This is a genomic window from Mesorhizobium argentiipisi (SeqCode), from assembly GCF_037179585.1.
In the GTDB taxonomy this organism is placed as follows: Bacteria; Pseudomonadota; Alphaproteobacteria; order Rhizobiales; family Rhizobiaceae; genus Mesorhizobium; species Mesorhizobium argentiipisi.
Genome location: NZ_JAPYKO010000035.1, coordinates 40,789 through 62,122 on the forward strand (window position 1 = coordinate 40,789; position 21,334 = coordinate 62,122).

Consider the following 21,334-nt stretch of genomic DNA (forward strand, 5'->3'; position numbering starts at 1 on the left):
AAACGCCAGTGCCGTCGGACGTGGCGACGCTGAGGAGCGGTGCCTGAACTTTGGAATTACGGAGGTAGGCGAGCAGTGGATGGAGCAAGCGTATCGGTTCGCGGCCTGGGTAAGCGATACGGCGCGGTTCGCGCTGTCGAAGGGGTCGACATCGAGGTTCGTCCTGGCGAATTTCTCTCGTTGCTCGGCCCATCGGGGTCCGGCAAGACTACATTGCTTATGATGATTGCCGGCTTCGAGGTCCCAACTGAAGGCTCGATCCGGATTGGCGATCGCGACGTGACCTATGTTGCACCCAACTGGCGCAATATCGGCATGGTGTTTCAGCGATACGCGCTGTTTCCCCACATGACGGTTGCCGATAACGTCGCCTTTCCGCTGCGAATGCGCAAGGTTGCGAAAGCCGAGATCGCGCGCCGCGTCGCAGACGCTCTGGCACTGGTCCAGCTTCAAGACTGTGGCAAACGCCTGCCGAGCGAGCTCTCGGGTGGGCAACAGCAACGCGTTGCAGTGGCGCGCGCGCTTGTATTCGAGCCCCCTGTGCTTCTTATGGATGAGCCGCTTGGGGCACTCGACAAGAAGCTGCGCGAGCAGATGCAAATCGAGATCAAGCGCCTCCAGCAACGCCTGGGCGTAACCGTCATTTATGTGACCCACGACCAGGAGGAAGCACTCACGATGTCGGACCGCATCGCAGTGATGCGCAACGGCTCGCTGGAACAAATTGGTTCACCGACCGAGCTTTATGACAGTCCCGCCACGCCATTCGTCGCCGATTTCGTGGGCAAGACGAATTTCCTCGAGGCTGTCTGTCATAGCTGCAACGGAACCGGTCTCGAGTTTGGTCTGGGCCAGAGTGGATTCATTTATCTGAAGGAATGTCCACCCGCTCTGGCGACGCCGCCCGAGCCCGGCGAAAAAATGCGTCTCGCCGTGCGCCCGGAAGCGATACGAATGGTCCCCCCGGGAGACAGCGATAACCGGCCGCTCAACGGCGTCGTTGAAGCCGTGATCTTCGTCGGCTCGTTCCGGACTTACCTCGTGCGCCTGACTGGCGGCGAGCTGCTCCATGTCCAGGCCAGCACGGATCATGGCATGTCGCCGCCTCGGGAAGGCGATCGCGTCGGCCTGAACATTCCAAGCCAGGCCGTGCAAATCTTTCGCAAGCGGAGGCAGTGACGATGGCCACCAAACCCCTCGCAAAGAGACGCCGCCCAACTTCGGCGCGACAATACGGGCCGATGCTGTCGCTGGCCCTCATCACCCCACTTGTCGTGCTTCTCTTCGGCGGCTTCCTCTATCCGGTCGGAAAGCTTTTCTGGGGCAGCATCTTCGTCCCGGAAGCGACGCTTGCGAACTATGCGCGTATCCTGCATGAGCCGCTCTTTCTGCTTGTCTTGTGGCGCACGTTCGAGATCGCCTTCGTCGTGACCGCATTTGCGTTGCTGCTCGGCTATCCCGTGGCCCTGGCCATGGCACGCGTTTCCTGGCGGACCGCGCTGCTGATCGCCGCATGCGTGCTCATCCCCTTGTGGACGAGCATTCTCGTTCGCTCCTACGCATGGATAGTGCTCCTGCAGCGCAATGGCGTCGTCAACAACGCGCTGATCGAGACAGGGCTGATCGAGGCGCCGTTGCGGCTTCTTTATACGCAGGGCGCCGTGATTGCGGCGATGACGCAGGTTCTGCTGCCATTCATGATTTTGCCGATCTACTCGGTGGTTCGCAGCATTCCCGACGACCTTGTCAGGGCAGCGCGCAATCTCGGCGCCGGCAGCCTTCAGGCCTTCGTTCGCGTGACGTTGCCACTGAGCAGTCCTGGCGTGAGTGCGGGTGTGCTGATCACCTTCATCTTGTCGCTCGGGTTCTACATCACCCCGGCGCTCGTCGGTGGGCCAAGCACGCTCATGATGTCGACCTTGATTGGCCAGCAGACGACGGAACTTCTCGACTGGTCATTCGCAGGAGCTCTGGCGGCCGCTCTGCTATTCGCGACACTTTTGCTGGCCATTGTCTTCCGGCACGCGCTCGCGCTCAACAAGGGGTTCAAACTTGGCTAACGCTGACCTGGTTCTCGCCGAACGAGCTGCCCGAGAAAAGCGCCCTCTCGCCATCAATGCGGCGACGATTCTCGCTGCGATGGTGATCGGGGTGATCCTGTTGTTCCTCCTGCTGCCGACGCTGATCGTCATTCCTATGTCGGTCGGCACCTCGCCCTACATCGAGTTCCCGCCGCATGGCCTGACCTTCAGGTGGTATGAGGCGTATTTCACCGATCCAGACTGGATGGCGGCGACCTGGTTCAGCCTTCATATAGCGGTCGCGACGACAGTTTCGGCGACCATCATCGGCACACTTGCGGCCGTCGCCCTGGTCCGAGGCCAGCTGCCTGGCAGAGAGTTTCTGCAGGCCTTGACGCTAGCCCCGCTGATTGTGCCCCACATCGTCATTGCGGTTGCGCTCTATCTGGTCTTCGCCCCGCTTGGGCTGACAGGTAATTTCTACGGGTTCGTTATTGCCCATTCGATGCTCGCGGTTCCCTATGTGGTGATCACGGTCAGCGCCGCCCTCCAGCGTTTCGATCCGAACCTCGAGCTCGCAGCGCTTAATTGCGGTGCCACGCGATTGCAGGCGTTCTTCCACATCATGCTGCCGAACATCCGGCCGGGGGTCGCCGCGGGTGCGGTCTTCGCCTTCCTTGCTTCTTTCGATGAAGCAACCGTCGCCTTCTTCATCTCCGGCATCGAGGGCAAGACAATAACACGCAAGATGTTCGAGGACATCGACTTCAATCTGACGCCCGTCATCGCGGCCGTTTCGGCTGTGCTTACCCTGGTGTCGCTGTTCCTCATGAGCACTATCGAGATCGCACGACATCGCAGTGGCCAAGGCCGCCCCGGTTGAGGCCCTTCGCTCGAGCAAGCTGCGCGCGCCGAGCGGATGACACATTGGAGCATCGGACGACGCCATCACATGAACCGGAGGCGAAACATCATCCTTGGGAGACAGAGTTGACCGAAGGACGGATACTTGTCGGGCGCTTCTTTCATGAATCGCACAGTTTCAGCCCGCAGATCACTTCGCGCGACCGCTTCGAAATCAGGCGGGGCAAAGATCTGATTGCGCATGCAAGGCAGTCTGGGACGACCCTTGGCGGCATCGTCAATCGTGCCGAGGAACTCGGCTACGAGACGATCCCGACCGTTTCGGCGGTTGCACCGCCTGGCGGTTTGGTGGCTCACGACTTCTACGTTCTGATACGCGACGCGCTGATCGCTCAGGCTCGCAAGGAAAGATATGACGCGATCGCGCTTGAACTGCACGGCGCCATGGCGACAGACGAGGTGTCGGATGCCGAAGGCGACCTACTCACGCGCCTGCGCGAGGCAGTCGGGCCTCACGTCCCGATTGGTGTCGGTCTTGATCTGCATGCCCATGTTACGCCCGCCATGCTGCGATCGGTCGATATCTGCATCGCATGCAAGGAAAACCCACATTCGGATGTGATTTTGTGCGGCGAGCGCGTCGTCGAATGCGTGGCAGACGTTCTGGATGGAAAGCTGGAGCCCGTCCTCACGGTGGCCAAGGTGCCCATGATTCTACCAGGCGCAGCGGAAACCACCGCCGGCCCGCTAGCCGAGCTTCATGCCCGTGCACGGGCTTGTACGTCGGCTCATCCGGAAATCCGGGACATCTCTCTGTTCAATGTCTATCCGCACGCGGATGACACAGACATGGGCCAGGCGGTCGTCGTGCTGACCCATGGTCAGAGCAAGCGAGCCCAAGCAGTTGCGACGGACCTCGCCCAGCTATTTTGGACCTGGCGCAACCAATTTCGCGACGATCTTCTCACCATCGACGGAGCCCTTGACCTCATCGCGCAGGATCGCGACCGGCGCCCTTATATTCTGGCCGATATGGGAGATCGCGTTCTGGCCGGAGCGCCCGGCGACAGCACGGTGATCATAGAACGCGCGCTTGCTCATGGCGATCGCCTGCGCGGCGCCATTCCGGTCACTGATCCAGTCAGCGTCGAGGCAGCCGCAAAGGCCGGGATTGGCGCTCATGTCACGCTCGACATTGGCGGGCGGATGACGCCGGGTTTCGTGCCTCTGAGGGTTTCCGGCGTCGTCGCGGGCCTGAGCGATGGCCGCTTCGTGATCAAGGGACAGTTCGGCGCCGGCGAAGGTTCGTCACTTGGGGACACGGCGGTGCTTCTTGTCGATGATCGGCTGAGCATCATGCTGACGAGCAAGCCCGGCTTCAGCCACGACCCGGCGGCTTTTACGAGCCAGGGCATTGATGTCGCCGCACAGGATTTCGTCGTCGTGAAGTCCGGCTATCATTTCAAATTGAATTTCGCTGGGATAGGTTCGCCGCTCAGCGTCGCGACCCCAGGGATTGGCTACTACACCCGCGGACTGCTGCACCGGAAGAAAGCCAGGTTCTGGCCTGAGCACGACATCTCCAACCCTCAGGTCAGGTCGGTTGCATACTGAGCACTTTCGCGGTCAGTATCGATCGATCTTTGAAGCGCGAAGGCGTGGCAGTGAACTGGAAACCCTTCGGAACTGTCTAGGGGCCAGATTTTTGTCGCGCCAGATTTTTTTCTCGGCGGCATGGCCGCGTTCCGGGTCGACTTCCCGCGGGAGAACGCAAACCCTCCTCTGAGTAAGCGTTGCTTTTGGACAGGACTGCATCCCCAGGAGGGATTCCAGCAGCGGAAATTCTCGTGTCTCTCGCTGCAAAAAAGCGCTCCGTCATTGACTGTCGAGATTAAGGCAGAGCCATCGCACATGAGGTTCATGCCATTCCACGCGCGTGGGAGAAGCTTCCAACGAGGCCAGGGAACACGGTTTGTCCGTTGCTCCAGATGCATCAAATCTCTATCCTGATCTGCTTATGTCAGGCGCTTGGACCATCTGTTTTGTCGGTCCGTCGAGAGTGCGAGCCGGCCGTTCTAACCTATGGAATTGGCCATCGCACTAAGCTCGGATTGTCGCATGAACCAGTGGAGGCGACAATCCGACCGCAAGCTTGGCGTAAGTACGCTGCGAGCGTGCGATGCCATTGCTAGTACGCTGCACCTACGATTGCCTATATCTTATTCATGAGTTGTTGTTGTTAGCCTGTATGTATAAGGCGTGCAAGGCAAGATAAAGAGACCCCCTCCGAAAGGCGGTTAATTCTTCGTTTGAACATCGTTTTTTCCGGAGGCTTCCTCCAGCGCGTTTCAGTCTGACCGAACCAGGCCAACATTTTTTGCGAAGAGCCGCCGGCCGCACGAATCAGGGCGTCCAAGAGCCACTCGATGAGCTTGCTGAAGCCGAGCCAGATTGGACATGGCTGAGGCGGTCATGCCGGATGGCTGCCTGGTTCTTACAACGTTCGAGGGGGGCGAATGAAGGTTGGAAGTTGCTTTCGGCAGCGGGAAGTGAACCGCAGAGATTCCAACGCCAGCGGCGTGTCTTTCCATGGCGAAGCTGCGCCATGACGAGCCTCACCCGGGAACTCTGGCAACCCTGTCAGCAAAGAATCGTCCAGCTTAGGGAGCGATGTCCTTGCACCTCAGGGGCGGTGTCCGAGGCGGGAGTCGCCTCTCGAAAAGCCATAGCGGTGTCTGTGGCAAAGCCTGAGGACAATTCCGGGAAGAATGGCCACGCGATCGCGCGCGGAAGACCTAGGATCCCGTCGCGCGCCGCGTAATGCGTTCGAGGCCGAGCAGCAGGACCAGGGTCGCGACGACCAGGAATCATGGTGAGCGCCGCGCCCGCGAAGATGTCGCCGCGATCGGTCAGCGAGAAGATCGAAACCGGAAGCGTCACCCAGCCCGGCGGATAGACCATCACCGTGGCACCGAGTTCGCCCATGGAAAGCGCAAAGCTCAGCCCGAATGGCGCGGCGAGATATGGTGCGAGCAGAGGCAGCATCACATGCCAGAGCCGATAGGCTGGCCTCGCGCCGAGGCTTGAGGCTACCTGCTCGAAGTCCGGCGACAGACGCGACAGACCCGCAGACACATTGCCGAAGGTGAAAGCGGAAATCAGGACGAAAATGCGCCACCATGACAATCGCGACGGTTCCGTTGAGGAGCAGCGGCGGCGTGCTGAACGCAACGAGCAAACCGAGGCCGACGGACACCGAAGGCACCGCGGGGAATGAAGAACAGGAGGCCAAGCAAGATGACCTTGCTCCGCAGGTGCAAGCGATCCTCCACGACTCCAGATCCGTGGACGTCGCCGAACGGCGCAACGTATGAAGCAGACGGCTGGACAGGATTTGAACTGACTGTTGTGGTCCTGCTGGCGTGTTATGCGGCGTTCATCTATGTCGAGCGAGGCTGACCCACGGCGCCGCTGAAACGGACGCCGGAGTAGAACCAGGGTGGCAACGCACCGCAGGACACGTCTCCGGCGGCCGGCATAAAAAAGAACCTGCAAGACAGCAGCAAAATGCCGGGCAACCAATGAGCGTCAGGCGAAACGGGAGAGCCTAATTCAAGCCGATGATTTCGGGTCGATTCGTTATTCGCGTTGGACGAATTTGTTGAAACGGCTGGGCAATCCTTCGGCGGTGATGTCCTGGTGCACGAAGGCAAGCTCGTTGCCATCCAATATCGCGAAGAACTCTTCCCATTCGACGGGCTGCAGATCGTCTTCGCACTCGCCGAAATCTACACGCAGCACAGCGGCCTTGCCCGCTGTGCGCACGACCGCTGGTCTGCCTTCGCGGGCTTCGATCCAAGCTCGGATCACCTCATGATTCGTGGTTTTCAACGGCTCGCTCATGATAACTTTCCCGGTCTGTCGCCATCCCTGCCGTTTTGCTCGTCGGCGAATGAATATCCAATCCGCTTCCGGCCCTTTCGTTCCCCTCGAGATGGTCACCGCTCGCGTCGAGGGATGACCTCGCTCCGCAGGCGCAAGCGATCCTTCACGACTCCAGATCCGTGGATTTCGCCGAACGGCGCAACTTGTTGACGATCTGGTCGAGGATCTTCGCGCAGCTCTGCGCGCCTACCGGTTTCAAATCGTACCCCGCTACATAGGCCGGCAGAGCATGAATTCTTCGTCGTGCCGGATGGCAAGGTGCCGGATGAAGCGATCGCCGCGCTTCAGGCCGTTCTGGCGCGGTCCCGTGCTATCGCTGGTTGTCATGAAAAAAGCCCGCCGGGCGGAGCCGACGGGCAGGTACTGGAGTAGCCTGAAGGGCGCAAATTGGCAACGTGCGCGGCAGGCTACTCGGGAATAGCGGAAAGCCCCGGTTGTTCCGCCAATACCTGTATCTTGCCCGTCAGTCGCAATGCGCGTGAGACGAACGTCGTATCCGTCAACTCATAAGTCCCTCAATGCGAAACATTTTCTGGAGACGGCCATAGGGGGTGCTGGCGAGCAAGGTCCCTTCATTGCCAGTTGGTGAATGCCTACCAATGCTGGTGCGGATGCATTAGGACAAAGGCGTCGGATTGCCGATGTTCCAAGAGCTTGACGACGAATATCTTGCATTTGAGTACCCAAGTTGCCAACGCCCGATCGTTCGAAAGGGCCATGGTTTAAGGCCATACCCTCATTTAATGCCCGGCACGGGCATCCTGACTGGGATGTCGCGAACCGCGAACGCGCCGGCCTGAGCCAAGCGTAATCTGCCATAGCCCCGACCGGTAGTTTAGAGACCGTAGGCAATACGTCGTCTGTGATCCCAGCCAAGTGATTTGCCGAGAGGCGAAACGCTAAGGCTCCGGCGAAAATACCGGAGCCCGTAATGGCCGGTCAGACTTAGCCCCCGTTTGCAGGTGCGGGGGCGGGTTTGGCCGGAGCAGCGGGTTTGGAAACGGACGGTGCGGCCGGTGCCTCAAGCTTTGGAGTGTTGACGCTCACGTTCACGTCCTTCCCTCCGCTACCATTTAAGTTAATTACTCCGGTGAAGAACAATAACACAACAATTGCAATGATGCCGAGGATTACAGCAACCACTGTTCCGCCACTTCCGGAGTTTACGACTGTAGGTCCGTCAGACATGACTTTCTCTCCTTCTTGAGTCTTCACCCTAGAGAAAAGAGAACTTGCAAGTGTTTGTTCCACTCTCGGGCCACAGTCCCATAATACATGCGACCCAAGTCCCCTAATTGGCGAAAGTTCGGTCACGGGCCGCGCTACATTCCCGCAAGAAGAGGAAGCAAGAGCATCTGAGGTCAGCGCAACCTGGCGCGTTCTCACCGCATGATCGTCTCGCCAGCCTTGCTTCGCCGGGCCTTGGGAGGCACCAGTCGGCCGGCGTGTCCGCAAGCCTCTGACGAACTCCTCCAGATATGGCAGCAGTTCGAACAGCAGGATACGTGGTCATGACTGCCCCGATGTAGGCAACCGGCAACTGCTGCTGTTTCCAGGCGAGATCGAAGCGCGCGCTCTCTGGCCCACGCGGGGCAGATTTGCTGCATTGACGTTCGAGTGCCGCTGGCGACTGTCCAACAGCCGCCAAATCGGTAGGGTTCAATCAGCGCACAAAACGACTTCTCAGCCAGGCAAGAAAGCGATTGCCGGTGACGATCCTGCGGACGCGCTGAGCAGCCCAACCGGCCTGCATTGTCGCGCCAGCATGGCAGCTGCAGACGATTTCATGCAGTTGCCAATCGGCGAGCTCAAAGAAACGTCTGGCTTCCCCGTAGGTGTCGGATTGCAAGCCCGATGCCTTGAGCAGCGGGTCCTCAAAGGCAACGCTAAGGGGAGATCCTGCCGCTCGGGCTTCTTCGCGCATCCCTGGATAAAGATACTCGGTGCCGGTGAGCGCAGCCAGAGAGCGCAGCGGATTGCGGTCAAGCAGTTCTGCCCACCTCTCTATCTTTTCAGTCCGTGTCGCGAGCGGCACGAGCGGGTTGATGTCGGCGACTGAGTGCAATTGGTCGAGCGTTTGGTATCTCATAACAAGCTCCCATCTATCCTTCTGTGACTGGTTTACTCCCGAGAGATCGGCAGGCCCGCGCGCGAGGGACCGGACGCGGGCCGATCAGTTTGCCGCCCGATCTTCGGCAGACGTCCAGCAGCGGAGCCTGCACGGCATCGAACTGGCCGCCGTCCCGAACGTTCCGAAGGAAGACCTGTCTGCGCTTTGGGCGTGCCGTCGCCAGCAGATCCTGCCCTCCGAAGCGGGCATCCCCAGGTGCTCGCTAGCCGTTCCGGCGTCGGCCGTTGACGCTTTTCCGGGCGGGGAAGCGCAGGACGTTTTCCTGCGGCGCTCCGTCGATGTTGCCGAGCGGATTGGGACCGGCCTGGACCATCCCACCGTTTCCGGGTTGGCGGAGCACGACCACTCCAGGCTCGGCCGAAGCAAGGCCTGATCTGAGCAGGCGGGCAAACTTGGGGTGCAGCCCGTCGCCTCTAGGAGCTGCCAGCATGTCCAGCGGCAGGAAGGGAAGCATCTTATGACCTTTCTTCGGCTATGCAGCCCGAGTCCTCACTCCGCTGACGCTTTTTCGCGCCTTGCCTCATCGAAGTCGACCGACGACACTATCTTGCCGCTTCCGTCCCTGACCCGGACGGCCCAGCCCTCCTGCCCGCCTTCGGTCGCGGTATCGTCCAGCAGATCGATTGCCGAGCGCAACGCCTCGTCATGCGCGACCTCCAGGCTTGCCAACTCCACGCCCTCGAGCTGTCGCACGCTGCCATTGTCGCGATACTCGAATGTGAACGGACCGTCCGGCTTGGCTGAGGTGGCAGGTCTGGCGGGATGGCTGTCCTGGCTGGATTGAGGACCCTTCGGATTGTCGAAGACCGCACACTGAGCCATCATACCTTTGGCACGGTCGACAAGAGCGGCTTTATCAAGCCTCCATCGCGGATCGGATACGGGCATCGTGACCGCGATCTTTTCACCGCCTTCGCCAAGGAACTCGACGATCATGCCGTCGAGTCCGGCATGTACTTCGGTCCCGAGAACCTGCATCGCCGCCTCGTCATCTTCACTTGATGAAGATTAAAGCTGGCCCAATCGGAAAAGTTCCGGCTCTGTTCAAGCTTGCCGCGTCAATGTTCGGCACGCCGGGAAGATGATCTCCGGCGGCGCTTCTCATCGCCTCTTGCTGCACAGCTTCACGCGGGAACAGCAAGGCCCGACGGATGTTTGGTTGGGAAGGAGATGTCCATGACCGCACCGACCAAGCGAACACCGGCGGAGGATCGAGGCGCGATTCAGGCGGGTATGAACCAGGACAAGACACCCGGCTTCGATCCGGCAGCCGCGCCCCAGGAAACGGATTCGGAGGCCGGTGGCCACGCCAATCCGGCCCGTCCCGCTACACAGCGCGAACCGAAATTCACCAACCAGGCGAGCTTCGCGAACGCAATGCGGCGTCCTGAGAACGCGGCCGGGCTTCAGCCGGCCAGGACGGCACCTGTTCTGGTGATTGCGGCGCTCGTGATCCTGGCGGCCGTCGCGTTCCTGTTTGCCGCGCTGCTCCGATAACTGCCGCTTGATTTTGACGTGCAAGGAAGCCGGTTCTCCGCTCAGGAACATCCTTCGTCGACGCGAGTTTGTAGCTCTGTAGCTCAAGGAGGCGATTCCGATGTCAAAACTGAGAAGACTTCTTCGCCATCTGTGGCGACGCAGAATGCAGCCGGCGGCAGATTCCTCACCGGTGGATGCGATCGTGCGGCTGTTGCGCGAAACGGAGGATCAGCGAGTGCACGGGGATAAAGGATGAGCTTCTCCCCTGCTGGTCCGTCGGCTGGTGAACAGACCGCCGGGCATGTCGGATAAGCCTGCAACAGTGAATGACTTTGGAGCGACCGTGACCGCGCGGAAGATCGACAAGGGCAGAGGTGAGCAAACATCTGCTGCGGCGCGCCAACTGCTCGAAACCGAACGGCTGGCACGGCAGGCAAAGACGGCTCGGCTGCGTGAACAGCGCCTGGCCGCAACGGCCGCGGCAAAGTCGACCCCTGACGCCGCAAAGCCTAAGTCGCCGCCAAGAAAGAAACGAAAAACCGTCGACATCAGCTAGCGCGTAGCTCTGCTCGGCACGCTGGAGGGGAACCTTCAAGGTTCATCAAGGTCAGCCGGCCACGCTGTTCCATGAGCTGGAGTTCTCGGGCGCTTCAGGGCAGGCTGGCAATGGCGCTCCTGACGTGCTGGATCCGGCGAAGGAAGCTCATTCGTCGGCAGCTGAATCCGCCAGGCCGCTCTCGGGCTCGTCATATATATGCTCGTGGACAATGCCGAGGATCTGCAGCCTCACGTCCTCGCGCGCATCCGGCTGGATGAACGGCATGAGAAGATCGACCGTTTCTGCGACACGCCGGGGCAGATCGGCACTCGGATCGGTCAGATAGCTGCCATGCGCATAGATGTTTTCGGTCAGCTTCTTGTTCAGGTCGGAAAAGAGTCCCATGGCAATCACTCCACGCCGACGCGCAACCACCGGACCTGTAAATGGTTCCGTCGTGCATTTGCCGCCAACGGCCGTTGCGAGGGAATGGACAACGACGCGGGCGGTCAAGCGTTGCGGCCGCGCTCGACGAATTTGTTGAACCGGCTCTTTCCTCCACTTCCGGCCTTGTCCTGATAAAGGAAAGCGAGGTCGTTCTCATCGAAGATGCGGAAGAACTCATCCCACTCGATCGGCTCGAGCGCTTCCTCCGGATCGCCGAAGTCGATGCGCAGGATGCCGCCCTCGCCTTTGGTGCGAACAACTGCGGGATGCCCATCCCGCTCCTCCACCCACTTACGGATGTCGTCGTGATTGGTGGTCGTCTTGGCCTCGGACATGGCTTTTCCTTTCTCGCCGCTGGGACCCTTGCCCCTAACAACGCCCAAAGACCAAAGTTCCCATTCTGCGCAGCCCGGCCTGCAACCGCGAAGGGAACTTTGTTGGAAGCAAGGAACAAACCTTTTGTCCCGCAGTTCGGAAGCCCAACGCCTAATCCGCAAGGAGTTCTCGTGAAACGTATACTGGTTACGGGGGGCTGCGGTTTTATCGGCCGGCATGTCACCCAGGAACTCATCGAACATGGCTATGAAGTGCGCATCGTGGACGCGCTCCTGGACCAGGTGCATGGCGGCGAAGCCATCAGCATTACCGCCGGTGCCGCGCTGACCAAGGGCGATGTGTGTGACCGGGCGATGATGGCCGAAGCGGTTTCGGATGCCGATGCCGTCATCCACCTCGCCGCCGAAGTCGGCGTCGGCCAATCCATGTACGAGATCGCCCGTTATGTCGGCACTAACGATCTCGGCACCGCCACGCTGCTCGAGGCATTGATCAAAAAACCGGTCGAACGGATCGTTGTAGCGTCATCGATGAGCATCTACGGCGAGGGGCTGTACCAGACTCCGGACGGCAAGCGCATCGATAATGCCCGCCGCAGACCAAGCGATGTCAGAACCGGCCAGTGGGACCTTTTGTCGGCCGCGGGCGAAACGCTGTCGCCAATCCCCACCGACGAAGAGAAGCGGCCTGATCTCGCCTCGATCTACGCGCTGACCAAATATGCCCAGGAGCGCGCGGTGCTGATCTTCGGCCAGGCCTACAATGTGGATGCCGTGGCCTTGCGGCTGTTCAACGTCTTCGGCGCCGGACAGGCACTCGCCAATCCCTACACCGGCGTGCTCGCCAACTTCGCCGCTCGCCTTGCCAACGGCAAGCGGCCGATGGTGTTCGAGGACGGCAAGCAAAAGCGCGATTTCGTCCATGTGCGCGACGTCGCCCGGGCTTTCCGCCTTGCGCTGGAGCAACGACAGGCGGCCGGCCACGCCATCAACATCGGCAGCGGGCGCGCCTACACCATCACCGAGGTCGCCCGCCTGCTTGCCGAGGCGATGGGCGTTCCGAAGCGGCCACCCGAGATTCTCGGCAAGGCGCGCGCCGGCGACATCCGCAACTGCTTCGCCGACATCGGCAAAGCGCGCGAACTGCTCGGCTTCGAGCCAAGCCACAGGCTGGAGAACTCGCTCGGTGAATTCGCGGCCTGGGTTCGCAATAGCGTCGCCGTCGACCGCGGCGCCGACATGAAGCGAGAGCTTGAAGAGAGAGGGCTGGTGTCATGAGCCAACGGCATCGCACCGTTCGCAAGGCGCCGGTGGCGATCGTCGGCGGCAGCGGCTTCATAGGCTCAAACCTGGCCGACAGTCTGTTGTCGGATGGAAAGCCCGTGCTTGTCATCGACAATTTCAGCCGTCCCGGCGTCGAGCAGAACCTCGAATGGCTGCAGCGCAAGCATGGCAGTCATCTCAGCGTTGAAACCGTGGACATACGCGACCAAAGCAGGGTGGCTTCGGCGTTGGCGCCGGCGAAGGCGATCTTCCATCTGGCCGCCCAGACCGCCGTAACCACGAGCCTGCTCGATCCCGCGAAAGACCTCGAGATCAATCTGAAGGGCACGTTCAACGTGCTCGAAGCTGCTCGCCAGGCGGGCGCACCGGTGGTCTTCGCCAGCACCAACAAGGTCTATGGCAGCTTGCCCCAGATTGCGGTGCGTGAAGCCGATGATCGCTACGAGCCCGCCGACGATGCCATTCGCGCCAATGGTGTGGACGAGACGATCGGGCTCGACTTCTGCACGCCATACGGCTGCTCAAAGGGCGCGGCGGACCAGTATGTCCTCGACTATGCCAAGTCCTATGGCCTGCCGACAGCGGTGCTGCGCATGAGCTGCATTTACGGACCTCGCCAATTCGGCACCGAGGACCAGGGTTGGGTCGCGCATTTCCTGCTGAGCGCGCTCAGCGGCCGGCTCATCACGATCTACGGCGACGGCAAACAGGTGCGCGACATCCTGCATGTGTCCGACGCGGTCGCCGCCTATCGCGCCGTGCTGGCCAGGATCGAGGATCTCAAGGGCCAGGCGTTCAACCTCGGCGGTGGACCGCGCAACGCCGTCAGCCTGCGCACACTGCTGTCGGAGATCGCCGCCATTACCGGCCGCGACATCGCGCTCCACCACGAGCTCGCACGCACCGGCGATCAGCCCTTCTTTGTCGCCGACACCCGCAGGATAGAGGCCGCTCTCGGCTGGCGGGCGCATGTCCCGTGGCGTGAAGGTGTCCGCGACCTGGCCAGCTGGCTGCTGCGGCACCGCCTCCAGCCACTTCCGGAAGCCCAGAGGTACGTCGCATGAAGGTCGCGCTGGTAAACCCGAACTGGACCTATGAGCACAGCATCTATTTCGGCTGCCGACAGCCGCATCTGCCGCTGGAGCTTGGATACTGCAAGGCCCTGCTCGAAGCCAATCAGCACGAGGTGCTGATGCTGGACGGTCAGCTGCAGGATCTCGATAACGCGGCCCTTGCCGAGCGCGCGGCGGCGTTCGCGCCGGACATGACTGTGGTGACGACCGCGCCGACTTATCTGTTCTGGCGCTGCGCGCCGCCGGAACTGCGTGTGCCGGCAGAGTTCCTGAACCATCTTGCCGGGCGCGGAGGCCGCACCGTCGCTGTTGGGCCGCATAGCTCGGCGACGCCGGCTCCCACCTTGCGCAAACTAGGCGTCGATATCGTTGTGCGCGGCGAATGCGAGGAGGTGGTGGCGGAGCTCGCGCAGCAAAGCGACTGGAGCAAGGTTGCGCACACCGCTCGTCTCCAAAACGATTTCCCAGTGTTCAATGGCGGCGTGCATGCCAGCCAGTTCGTCGATCATCCTGCGCTCGCCTGGCCATCCGACTGGATCGCGGCGCACAGCCATCATCATCACCGCTTCGACGCCGACCAGAGGGGTGCCGGTGCGGAAGTCGAGGCGTCCCGAGGCTGCCCCTACAATTGCAGCTTCTGCGCCAAGATCGACTTTCGCGATGCGTATAGGCGCAGGAACCATGATGCGGTCATCGCCGAGATCGACGGCCTGATCGCTCAAGGCGTCGGCTATATCTATTTCATCGACGAGATCTTCCTGCCGCAGAAGGCGCTGCTCGAGGCGTTGATCAGCCGCGACGTCCAATTCGGCGTGCAGACGCGCATCGACCTTTGGAAACCGGAGCTGCTGGAATTGCTGGGCGCGGCCGGCTGCGTCTCGATCGAAGCAGGCCTCGAAAGCCTGACCGTCGAAGGCCGCGAGATGCTGGCCAAGCGCTGCCGGCTGGGCACCGAGGAACTGGCCGCGCTGCTGGTCGACGCCCGCCGCCACGTTCCATTCGTCCAGGCCAATCTGATCGGCGTGGTCGAGGATGACCCTGCGCTGGTGGACTATTGGCGCAAGCATCTCATCGACAACGGGGTATGGGCCAACGAGCCGGTGCCGCTCTATCCCTATCCAAGCTCGCCGAGCTACCGCGAGCTGTGGGGCGAGCCCGATGATTTTGCCTGGGAGCGAGCGCATGAGCACTACCTCGCCTCGTTCCGGACGTTCAGCGACATCCAGGACCAGCGTCCGCGCGCACTCGCCGAGTTGGAGTCCTCATGCTGCAATCACTGATCCATCGCCCAAGGCGGATCCTGATGACCACCGACGCCGTCGGTGGGGTGTGGCGCTATTCGCTCGATCTGGCAGGCGCGCTGGCTGCCGGTGGCGACAGCATCATGCTGGCCGGCCTGGGGCCTCGACCTTCGGCGGAGCAGGTCCGGGAGGTGCAGTCCTTCGCTACGCTCGCGTGGCTCGAAACCCCGCCGGACTGGATGACGCGCGATGAGGGCGCTCTCGACCGATTTCCTGACGAGCTGCAGGCGCTGGCAACGGGCTTTGCCGCCGATCTCGTTCATCTCAACGCGCCGGCGCAAGCGGCCAGGATCGATCCGCCCTGCCCCGTCGTGGTGGTCTCACATTCCTGCGTCGTGACCTGGCTGCATGCGGTGCGCAATCAGGTCGCGGCGGGTGACTGGGCCTGGCAGAAGGATCGCAACAGGGCCGGCTTCGACCGTGCCGAGGCGGTCGTGGCGCCCAGTCAAAGCCACGCCGATATGATCGAGGCCTGCTATGGACCGATCTCGCGCTTGAACATCGTTCACAACGGCGCCTTACCCGGCCCCCGCGCATCGCGCCGCGAGCCGTTCGTCCTCGCCGCGGCCCGCTGGTGGGACGAGGGCAAGAACGCATCGGTGCTCGATGCGGCGGCTGCGATTGCCGAATGGCCGGTCTATGCCGCCGGTCCGCTCGACGGGACGGATGGTCAGCGGACCAGCCTCGATCATTGCGTCTCGCTTGGCCCGCTCGGCCATGCCAAGGCACGTCGCCTGATGGCTCGGGCCGGCATTTTTGTTTCGCCATCGATCTACGAGCCTTTCGGGCTCGCCGCCTTGGAGGCCGCGCTCTCGGGCACGCCATTGGTGCTCGCCGATATTGCGACCTACCGTGAGATCTGGGACGGCGCGGCGGTATTCTTCGACGTGCATGATTCCGGTGCGCTCGCCCGATGCATCGCCCAACTCGTCGGCGACGCGGACCTGCGGGGTCAACTCGGCCGGCGTGCCGCTCGCCGCGCGCGCCGGTTCTCGCTGCAGGCCCAGGCAGCGGCGATGCGCGACATCTACGATCGGGCGGCGATGGCCGTCGCGGAGCGCTGACGATGCGGTTCGTGTTCTACACCCATTCCGTCGTCTCCGACTGGAACCATGGCAACGCGCATTTCCAGCGCGGCATCATGCGGGAACTTATCGCGCGCGGACATCACGCATTTGCGCTGGAGCCCGCGGACGGGTGGAGCCGGTCGAACCTGTTGGCCGAGAAAGGCCCCTTCGCCGTCGAACGCTTCCGGAGGGATTTTCCCGAGCTGATACCAGTGACTTATGACGCTTCATTCGATCACGAAGCGTGGCTTGCGGACGCCGATGCGGTGATCGTCCATGAATGGACGGATCCGAGCCTCGTCGCTCGCATCGGGCGCGCGAAGCTCAATCGCGGCAATTTCACGCTGCTGTTCCACGACACGCACCATCGTGCCGTGTCGGCCACCCAGTCGATCTCAGCGCTGAACCTCGAATATTATGATGGGGTTTTGGTGTTCGGGGAAACGCTGCGCGAAAGCTATCTTCGCGCCGGCTGGGGCAAGCGGGCCTTTACCTGGCACGAAGCGGCGGACGACCGGCTGTTCAGGCCCCAACCCGATATCGATCCCTCGTCGGACTTGGTCTGGGTCGGCAACTGGGGTGATGATGAGCGCAGCGCCGAAATTCGGGAGTTCCTCGTTGGGCCGGCACGCGAGCTCGGTCTGTCGGGTACGGTTCACGGCGTTCGCTATCCAGCAGAGGCACGGGCCGCGCTCGCCGAAGCCGGACTGCGCCACGAGGGTTGGATCGCCAATGCCGACGTTCCGAAAGCGTTCGCGCAGCATCGTCTCACCATGCACATTCCGCGCCGGCCTTACCGTGAACACCTGCTCGGCATTCCCACGATCCGTATGTTCGAGGCATTGGCCAGCGGCATTCCGCTGATCTCGGCGCCATGGTCGGACGTTGAAGGGCTGTTCCGTCCCGGCAAGGATTTTCTGTTCGCCCGCAACGGGGCCGAGATGCGGCAGCACCTGCGGGATGTGTTGCATGACACCGGGCTTGCGAGGGCGCTGGCGGCATCCGGGCTGGAAACCATTCTCGCGCGGCACACATGCCGTCACCGCGTCGATGAGCTCTTCGACATACTCGCCGCGTGCGGCAACCGACACGCAGTCGAAGGAACGCCTGCAAAGGAGGCTGCTGCATGAAAATCGCGTTTTACGGATCCAGCTTGCTATCGTCGTATTGGAACGGTGCGGCTACCTACTATCGGGGCCTGCTCAAGGCGCTTTCGCATCGCGGTTACGAGATCATCTTTTATGAACCAGACGCCTTCGACCGGCAGAAGCATAAAGACATCGAGGCTCCCGATTGGTGCGATGTCGTCGTCTATGAGGCAACGCCGGATGCACTGAAGCAGGCTGCATCCTGCGCCGCGCAGGCCGACATCGTCGTCAAGGCAAGCGGCGTCGGCTTCGAAGACGAAGCGCTGTTGCGCGCTCTGATCCACCACGCCCGCAGCGACGCGCTGACGGTGTTCTGGGACGTCGATGCCCCGGCGACGCTCGCCGATCTGCGCAACGACCCTGATCATCCTCTTCACGAAGAGCTGAAGAAGATCCGCCTCGTGCTCACCTATGGCGGCGGCGATCCCGTCATATGGGAGTATCGCGCATTTGGCGCAGCAGAATGCATTCCAATCTACAATGCGCTCGATCCCGAGACACATCACCCCGTCGCCGAGGATTCACGCTTCGCCTGCGATCTCGCCTTTCTCGGCAATCGCCTGCCGGACCGTGAGGCGCGGGTCGAGTCCTTCTTTCTCGAACCTGCTTGCGCCCTGGCCGATCAACGTTTCCTGCTCGGCGGGTCGGGTTGGGGCGACAAGCCGCTGCCCGCGAATGTTTCCTGGCTCGGGCATGTCGGCACGCGAGATCACAACGCCTTCAATGTCACGCCAAAGGCTGTGCTGAACATCAGTCGCGAGAGCATGGCCAGCAACGGCTTTTCGCCAGCCACGCGAGTGTTCGAGGCGGCTGGCGCCGGCGCGTGCCTCATCACCGATGCCTGGGAAGGCATCGAATTGTTCCTGACGCCGGGAGAGGAAATCCTGGTCGCGCGGGACGGTGCCGATGTCGCCGAGATTATGCGAACGCTTACGCCGCCACGAGCGAAGGCAATCGGCGCGGCAGCGCTTCGGCGCGTTCTTGCCGAACATACCTACACAATGCGAGCCGAACTGGTTGACACCATCTTCAAGGCGCATTTCGAGCGCCGGACCGTGGAGGCCGCGGAATGACACTCGACATTGTTTTCCTCGGCCTTTCGTTGTCCTCTTCCTGGGGTAACGGCCACGCGACGACATTTCGGGGTCTGTTGCGCGCGCTCGACAAGCTCGGTCATCGCGTCACTTTCCTAGAACGCGACGTGCCCTGGTATGCGCATCACCGCGATCTGCGCGAGGCCGATTTCTGCGAGTTGCGCTACTACGATACGATCGACGACCTCCGACGCAACCATCACCGCGAGCTTCAGCGGGCCGATGTCGTGGTGATCGGTTCCTTCGTACCGGAAGGCAGGGCCGTCATCGACGAGGTGGCAGCGCTGTGCACCGGGCAATTCTGCTTTTACGACATCGACACGCCAATCACGCTGGCAAGGGTCGCGGAGAATGATTGCGACTATCTGGCCCGCCGGCAGATCCCATATTTCGACGTCTATTTTTCCTTTACCGGCGGGCCGACCCTCGAACGACTGAGATCCGAATTCGGCGCGCGCCGGGCCGAACCGCTCTATTGTTCCGTCGACCCGGAGCAGCATCATCGAAACCGAAACACCATCGAGTGGGATTTAGGCTATCTCGGCACCTACAGTCCGGATCGGCAGCAGACCCTGGAAGCACTTCTGCTCGAGCCCGCGCGCCGGCTCCCGGATAGACGTTTCGTCGTCGCAGGCTCGCAATACCCGCACGAAATCGCCTGGCCCGGCAACATTGAGCGGATCGAACATTTGCCGCCCGCCGAGCATGCCAGTTTCTACAGCCGGCAGCGCTATACGCTCAACGTGACGCGCACTTCGATGATCGCGGCAGGATGGTCGCCCAGCGTGCGGCTTTTCGAAGCCGCGGCGTGCAAGACGCCGATCATCAGCGACCGCTGGCCAGGCCTGGACAGTTTCTTTCCCCGGTCGGCGATCCAGACGGCCGGCAGCGCCGATGACGTGACGGCCATCCTTCTCGGGCAGTCAGACCGCGCAAGGCTCAACATGGCCAGGCAGGCCTATTCGCTGGTCCTGGCAAGACACACCGGGGCTGCTCGGGCGCGCGAGTTCACATCCGTGCTGATGCAATCAAAGCAGATACGTCCGGTACTCGATCTGGACGTCGAAAGTGCAGCATGACAGGCAGACAGGAGAACATAGAGATGCGGCGTTCAAGAAAGGCCCACCAGACACCGACGGTGCTCGTCGCCGGCGGTGCCGGTTTCCTCGGTTCGCATCTATGCGAGGCCCTGTACGAGGACGGCTATCGCGTGGTCTGCATCGACAATTTTCTCACCGGCCGAATGGAGAACATCAAGTCGCTTGTCGGCCAACCGCGCTTCCGGCTGATCGAGCAGGATATCTGCAGCCCGCTCACGCTGGGTGAGCCGGTCGATCGTATTTTCAACCTGGCATGCGCCGCGTCGCCGCCCCGCTACCAGGCCGATCCGGTTCACACGACGCGCACCTGCGTGATCGGAACGCTCAATTTGCTTGAGCTCGCCGTTGGCGATGGCGCGCGGTTCCTGCAAGCTTCCACGAGCGAAGTCTATGGCGATCCCGAACAGCATCCGCAGCGCGAGGACTATCTCGGCCACGTGAACTGCACCGGCCCGCGCGCCTGCTACGACGAAGGCAAGCGCACCGCGGAGACGCTTTGCTTCGACTATCTGCGCGCCGACATGGCCGACGTCCGCGTGGCGCGTATCTTCAACACTTATGGCCCGAGAATGGATCCCGCCGACGGCCGTATCGTCTCCAATCTGGTCATGCAGGCACTGGAAAAGCGTCCACTGACGATATTCGGCGACGGCCGACAGACGCGATCCTTCTGTTACGTCACCGATCTGGTCGAAGGGTTGCTGCGACTCATGGACATCGAGCCCAATCCGCGCCAGCCGATCAATCTCGGCAATCCGGGGGAATTCACCGTCCTCGAACTTGCCGACCTGGTGAGGGAACTGACCGGGACCAGGTCACCCATGAAATTCTTGCCGTTGCCGGAAGATGATCCGCGCCGGCGCCGCCCCGACATAGCTCGTGCGAAGGCGCTTCTTGGCTGGTCGCCCAAAGTACCGCTCCGGCAAGGCTTGCTGCGGACGGTCGTTCACTTTGCCGATCGTGACGAAAGCGCGACGGTGCCTGCGGTTGGCGCGATCAACAAATCGGGCGCAGTTGGATTTGAGGCCGGCGACCCCGAGGACTCGGACGTGTCTCGCGCTCTTATCGCCGAAGCGGAACATCCGACGAAGATTCTGGTTGGGCCTGATAAGAGGCACGGAGAACGCAGTTGTGCAGCCGAAGCGATCAACCAGGGACATCGAGCAGATGGCGGCCGCGGAAACCGCCGCCTTTCTGCGACGAGCCTCGATCACGTATCTCGAATGCTGCATCAGCCTGATGATGACGCATCTTCAACGCGAGGAAGTCGCCAGCATCCTCGAGCAGGAAGCTGACATGCTGCGCAAGCTGGACTGAGCCTCAAATGATGCAAGCAACTCAGGCGCAGGTCCGAGCATCAACTCACCAGCAAGGGGAACCGTAGCCATCCGGCGAAGACCGCAGTCGTGCGTATCCGGCTGCCATGAGCCCCTGACCCACTGCGGTGCTGGGTCAAGGTTTCGATGGTGAGAGGCGATGATATTCTTCGAGGAGGAGTTTGACCTCC

20 protein-coding genes and 1 pseudogene are annotated in these 21,334 nt (G+C 61.6%); 14 read left to right on the forward strand and 7 right to left on the reverse strand.

The features are described from left to right. Positions 1 to 75 precede the first annotated feature (75 nt). The 4 genes from O7A05_RS30140 (at position 76) to O7A05_RS30155 (ending at position 4,499) form a co-directional block, all read left to right on the forward strand. Positions 76 to 1,179, forward strand: a complete 1,104-nt coding sequence (locus tag O7A05_RS30140; protein WP_337096846.1) for an ABC transporter ATP-binding protein — start codon at positions 76 to 78, stop codon at positions 1,177 to 1,179. After that, positions 1,176 to 2,060, forward strand: a complete 885-nt coding sequence (locus tag O7A05_RS30145; protein ID WP_415927074.1) for an ABC transporter permease — start codon at positions 1,176 to 1,178, stop codon at positions 2,058 to 2,060. Before O7A05_RS30140 ends, O7A05_RS30145 begins: the two co-directional genes overlap by 4 nt. A 79-nt stretch (positions 2,061 to 2,139) precedes the next feature. After that, positions 2,140 to 2,904: an ABC transporter permease gene (locus tag O7A05_RS30150; protein ID WP_415927076.1), complete on the forward strand. Its 765-nt coding sequence runs from the start codon at positions 2,140 to 2,142 to the stop codon at positions 2,902 to 2,904. 107 nt (positions 2,905 to 3,011) lie between these two features. Continuing rightward, complete coding sequence (locus tag O7A05_RS30155) at positions 3,012 to 4,499, forward strand: M81 family metallopeptidase (protein WP_337096847.1); 1,488 nt, start codon at positions 3,012 to 3,014, stop codon at positions 4,497 to 4,499. Positions 4,500 to 5,525: 1,026 nt separating this feature from the next. Here the strand turns inward: O7A05_RS30155 and O7A05_RS30160 are convergent. From O7A05_RS30160 to O7A05_RS30180, 5 genes are all read right to left on the reverse strand, one after another. Next, positions 5,526 to 6,071, reverse strand: coding sequence for an ABC transporter permease subunit (locus O7A05_RS30160; protein WP_337096849.1), 546 nt, complete (start codon positions 6,069 to 6,071; stop codon positions 5,526 to 5,528). A 453-nt stretch (positions 6,072 to 6,524) separates the two neighbouring features. Next, positions 6,525 to 6,788, reverse strand: a complete 264-nt coding sequence (locus tag O7A05_RS30165; protein WP_337096851.1) for a hypothetical protein — start codon at positions 6,786 to 6,788, stop codon at positions 6,525 to 6,527. Positions 6,789 to 8,493: 1,705 nt separating this feature from the next. Then, positions 8,494 to 8,919, reverse strand: coding sequence for a hypothetical protein (locus tag O7A05_RS30170; RefSeq protein WP_337096852.1), 426 nt, complete (start codon positions 8,917 to 8,919; stop codon positions 8,494 to 8,496). Between the two features lie 244 nt (positions 8,920 to 9,163). Next, positions 9,164 to 9,415 carry a hypothetical protein gene (locus O7A05_RS30175; protein ID WP_337096854.1) on the reverse strand — a complete coding sequence of 84 codons (252 nt, stop codon included), beginning with the start codon at positions 9,413 to 9,415 and terminating at the stop codon, positions 9,164 to 9,166. Between the two features lie 35 nt (positions 9,416 to 9,450). Beyond that, positions 9,451 to 9,897, reverse strand: coding sequence for a DUF6894 family protein (locus tag O7A05_RS30180; protein ID WP_337096856.1), 447 nt, complete (start codon positions 9,895 to 9,897; stop codon positions 9,451 to 9,453). 240 nt (positions 9,898 to 10,137) lie between these two features. On the opposite strand from O7A05_RS30180, the gene O7A05_RS30185 reads away from it, so the two are divergent. Beyond that, positions 10,138 to 10,458 (forward strand): hypothetical protein, encoded by a 321-nt coding sequence (locus tag O7A05_RS30185; RefSeq protein WP_337096858.1) that lies wholly within the window; start codon positions 10,138 to 10,140, stop codon positions 10,456 to 10,458. Positions 10,459 to 10,783: 325 nt separating this feature from the next. Further along, a complete protein-coding gene (locus O7A05_RS30190) occupies positions 10,784 to 10,996 on the forward strand; it encodes a hypothetical protein (RefSeq protein WP_337096860.1) in 213 nt (70 codons plus the stop codon). A 147-nt stretch (positions 10,997 to 11,143) separates the two neighbouring features. On the opposite strand, the gene O7A05_RS30195 is transcribed toward O7A05_RS30190, so the two are convergent. Both O7A05_RS30195 and O7A05_RS30200 read right to left on the reverse strand, forming a co-directional pair. After that, positions 11,144 to 11,383: a hypothetical protein gene (locus O7A05_RS30195; RefSeq protein ID WP_337096861.1), complete on the reverse strand. Its 240-nt coding sequence runs from the start codon at positions 11,381 to 11,383 to the stop codon at positions 11,144 to 11,146. A gap of 104 nt (positions 11,384 to 11,487) precedes the next feature. Beyond that, a complete protein-coding gene (locus O7A05_RS30200; RefSeq protein ID WP_337096862.1) occupies positions 11,488 to 11,760 on the reverse strand; it encodes a hypothetical protein in 273 nt (90 codons plus the stop codon). A 171-nt stretch (positions 11,761 to 11,931) separates the two neighbouring features. On the opposite strand from O7A05_RS30200, the gene O7A05_RS30205 reads away from it, so the two are divergent. The 8 genes and pseudogenes from O7A05_RS30205 to O7A05_RS30240 all read left to right on the forward strand — a co-directional run. Then, entirely contained in the window at positions 11,932 to 13,038 is a 1,107-nt protein-coding gene (locus O7A05_RS30205; protein ID WP_337096863.1) for an NAD-dependent epimerase/dehydratase family protein, read from the forward strand. Further along, positions 13,035 to 14,108, forward strand: coding sequence for an NAD-dependent epimerase/dehydratase family protein (locus tag O7A05_RS30210; RefSeq protein WP_337096865.1), 1,074 nt, complete (start codon positions 13,035 to 13,037; stop codon positions 14,106 to 14,108). Before O7A05_RS30205 ends, O7A05_RS30210 begins: the two co-directional genes overlap by 4 nt. After that, positions 14,105 to 15,397 (forward strand): TIGR04295 family B12-binding domain-containing radical SAM protein, encoded by a 1,293-nt coding sequence (locus O7A05_RS30215; RefSeq protein WP_337096866.1) that lies wholly within the window; start codon positions 14,105 to 14,107, stop codon positions 15,395 to 15,397. The genes O7A05_RS30210 and O7A05_RS30215 overlap by 4 nt, the downstream gene beginning before the upstream one ends. 23 nt (positions 15,398 to 15,420) lie before the next feature. Further along, entirely contained in the window at positions 15,421 to 16,482 is a 1,062-nt protein-coding gene (locus tag O7A05_RS30220) for a glycosyltransferase family 4 protein (protein WP_337096867.1), read from the forward strand. Positions 16,483 to 16,484: 2 nt separating this feature from the next. Next, positions 16,485 to 17,615: a CgeB family protein gene (locus O7A05_RS30225; RefSeq protein ID WP_337096869.1), complete on the forward strand. Its 1,131-nt coding sequence runs from the start codon at positions 16,485 to 16,487 to the stop codon at positions 17,613 to 17,615. Then, on the forward strand, positions 17,612 to 18,706 hold the full coding sequence (locus tag O7A05_RS30230; protein ID WP_337096871.1) for a CgeB family protein: 1,095 nt from the start codon (positions 17,612 to 17,614) through the stop codon (positions 18,704 to 18,706). The genes O7A05_RS30225 and O7A05_RS30230 overlap by 4 nt, the downstream gene beginning before the upstream one ends. Then, positions 18,703 to 19,806 carry a CgeB family protein gene (locus tag O7A05_RS30235; protein ID WP_337096873.1) on the forward strand — a complete coding sequence of 368 codons (1,104 nt, stop codon included), beginning with the start codon at positions 18,703 to 18,705 and terminating at the stop codon, positions 19,804 to 19,806. Before O7A05_RS30230 ends, O7A05_RS30235 begins: the two co-directional genes overlap by 4 nt. A gap of 23 nt (positions 19,807 to 19,829) precedes the next feature. Further along, positions 19,830 to 20,780 (forward strand): annotated as a pseudogene (locus O7A05_RS30240) (UDP-glucuronic acid decarboxylase family protein); the annotation flags it as partial. Positions 20,781 to 21,334 lie beyond the last annotated feature (554 nt).

Coding starts and splice junctions, on each gene's coding strand:
- O7A05_RS30150 (WP_415927076.1), top strand. CDS start 2,140: ATGGTGATCGGGGTGATCCTGTTGTTCCTCCTGCTGCCGACGCTGATC.
- O7A05_RS30165 (WP_337096851.1), bottom strand. CDS start 6,788: ATGAGCGAGCCGTTGAAAACCACGAATCATGAGGTGATCCGAGCTTGG.
- O7A05_RS30170 (WP_337096852.1), bottom strand. CDS start 8,919: ATGAGATACCAAACGCTCGACCAATTGCACTCAGTCGCCGACATCAAC.
- O7A05_RS30175 (WP_337096854.1), bottom strand. CDS start 9,415: ATGCTTCCCTTCCTGCCGCTGGACATGCTGGCAGCTCCTAGAGGCGAC.
- O7A05_RS30180 (WP_337096856.1), bottom strand. CDS start 9,897: ATGATCGTCGAGTTCCTTGGCGAAGGCGGTGAAAAGATCGCGGTCACG.
- O7A05_RS30185 (WP_337096858.1), top strand. CDS start 10,138: ATGACCGCACCGACCAAGCGAACACCGGCGGAGGATCGAGGCGCGATT.
- O7A05_RS30195 (WP_337096861.1), bottom strand. CDS start 11,383: ATGGGACTCTTTTCCGACCTGAACAAGAAGCTGACCGAAAACATCTAT.
- O7A05_RS30200 (WP_337096862.1), bottom strand. CDS start 11,760: ATGTCCGAGGCCAAGACGACCACCAATCACGACGACATCCGTAAGTGG.
- O7A05_RS30210 (WP_337096865.1), top strand. CDS start 13,035: ATGAGCCAACGGCATCGCACCGTTCGCAAGGCGCCGGTGGCGATCGTC.
- O7A05_RS30215 (WP_337096866.1), top strand. CDS start 14,105: ATGAAGGTCGCGCTGGTAAACCCGAACTGGACCTATGAGCACAGCATC.
- O7A05_RS30220 (WP_337096867.1), top strand. CDS start 15,421: ATGACCACCGACGCCGTCGGTGGGGTGTGGCGCTATTCGCTCGATCTG.
- O7A05_RS30225 (WP_337096869.1), top strand. CDS start 16,485: ATGCGGTTCGTGTTCTACACCCATTCCGTCGTCTCCGACTGGAACCAT.
- O7A05_RS30230 (WP_337096871.1), top strand. CDS start 17,612: ATGAAAATCGCGTTTTACGGATCCAGCTTGCTATCGTCGTATTGGAAC.
- O7A05_RS30235 (WP_337096873.1), top strand. CDS start 18,703: ATGACACTCGACATTGTTTTCCTCGGCCTTTCGTTGTCCTCTTCCTGG.